Origin of the sequence: Allobosea sp. (assembly GCF_030694325.1) — a bacterium.
Taxonomy (GTDB): domain Bacteria; phylum Pseudomonadota; class Alphaproteobacteria; order Rhizobiales; family Beijerinckiaceae; genus Allobosea.
The window spans coordinates 1-1,848 of record NZ_JAUXYO010000031.1; the positions used below are offsets into that span (position 1 = coordinate 1).

At 70.9% G+C, this 1,848-nt stretch carries 2 protein-coding genes; both read right to left on the minus strand.

Annotated elements, in window-relative coordinates; genetic code table 11:
* Positions 1–405, minus strand: a 405-nt coding sequence (locus Q8M82_RS01350; protein WP_305689591.1) for an AAA family ATPase, incomplete at its 3' end; no start/stop codon positions are given.
* A gap of 180 nt (positions 406–585) precedes the next feature.
* Positions 586–1,767: a glycosyltransferase family protein gene (locus Q8M82_RS01355; RefSeq protein WP_305689592.1), complete on the minus strand. Its 1,182-nt coding sequence runs from the start codon at positions 1,765–1,767 to the stop codon at positions 586–588.
* Positions 1,768–1,848 lie beyond the last annotated feature (81 nt).

Genomic DNA, 1,848 nt, shown 5'->3' on the forward strand with positions numbered 1-1,848 from the left:
GATGTTGTTCTGCAGGGCCCAGGGCAGGATACCATCCTGGAACTCGGTGATCTGCTTGCCGTCCTTCAGCACGATCGCGTCCTTGCCGACGAGGTCGAGGCGGGAGACGTGGCTGTCGAGGTTCACGCGCACGCAGGGCCAGTTCAGCCGGGCGGCGACTTGCTCGATATGGGTCGATTTGCCGGTGCCGTGATAGCCCGAGATCATCACGCGCCGGTTATGGGCGAAGCCCGCCAGGATCGCGATCGTCGTGTCGTGGTCGAACCGGTAATCCGGATCGAGATCGGGCACATGCGCCTCGGTCGTCGAATAGGCCGGCACCTCCAGATCCGAATCGATCCCGAAGGTCTGGCGCACCGACAGCTTCATGTCGGGCAGGCCGGCGGCAGTCGTCGTTGTCATCATCAAGTCTCCGGGCGTGGGAGCGTGGCCGGGGAAGACCGGTTGTCCCGACGCCGACCGAGGAGGGAGGCAATGCCTCCTAATTAGAGGCAAAGCCCGGGACCGGCAATTCGCAAAGCGCCGGGTCGGCACTTCGCGGCAGGCATGCCGGGCATCGCAAGAGCCGTGCCGCCCAAGGCGTCGTCAGCCGTGTTTGCTGGCCGCGAGCAGGCGTGTCAGGAGGCCGGCCACCCGCTCCGCGCCGCCGAGATCGATCGTCGGGCGCGCAGGCGCCTCCTGCGCCAGCGCCGCTGCGACCGCCGTCGCCAGATCGGCCGGACTGGCTGGCTCGGGCCCAGACACGCTCAGGCAGCGCGCCAATCCCGCCTTTTCCATCGCCGCGGCGCGGATCGCCTGCTCCGTCTCGGCGCCCTCGTCGAAGGGCACGACGATCGCCGGGCGGCCTGCGGCGACGAGGTCGAGCACGGTGTTGTAGCCGGCCTGGCTGACCGAGAGCGCCGCGCGCGCCAGCAGAGCCGGAAAATCCGCGCGCGCGCGCTCGATCGTGACGTTAGGCGAGGCTGATTGCCGCAGTGCGGCGACATCGCCCTCCGCCACGCCCTTGCCGACGAGGATGCGCCACCGGCGCGAGGGCTCGCAAAGCCGCGCCGCTTCGAGGCAGAGCCGGAACAGCGGCAGCGCCGCAGCCGAGCCACCGCCCGAGACGATGACATCGCCCGCCCCCTCCCCGTCGCCCGGCACGGGCGCCGGCACCGGCGGCGGCGCCAGATAGCCCGTATAGTGCAGCCGCTCCGCCAGAGCCGGCGAAACCGGCCAGGAGGCTTCGAGCGGCAGGAAGCTCCGGTCGCCATGGACGAGGACGCCGTCGAAGCACGAGCACAGACGCTGCTCCGCCTCGGCGATCCGGTCGGGGCGCGGCGTCACCAGCACGTCGCGCACCGAGGCCAGCACCAGCGCGGAGGGGTTGGCAGCCTTCGCCGCGGTGATCAGCGTCAGGAATTCCTCCGCCAATTGCCGACGGCCGAAGGGGAAATGCTCGGTCACGACGACGTCGGGCCTCAGCGTCGTCGCCAGCGCGGCGAGCATCGCCCGGCGCCGCGCCAGCCGGCCGGCGTCGACAGCTGTGCCCGCCTCGTCCAGCAGCTTTCGGAAATCCAGCCCCTCGACCTTGACCGGCGGCAGTTGCACGAAGGCGAAGGTTTCGCCGCCCATCTCGCGCAGCGGCATCCCGCCGCTGGCCAGCGTCACGTCGAAGCCGCCTTCCGCCAGCGCCCGTGCCAGTTGCGCCGCCCGCACCAGATGGCCGCTGCCGAGCAGGTGCGTCACCGCGATCAGGACGCGCGCTGGCTGATTTTCAGCGCTCACGGTGCGAGCCCCGCGGAGGCGCGCAGCCTTGCCGCGATCCCGTCCAGCCCGGCCGCGGCTGAGAAGGCGCCGGTCAGGCGC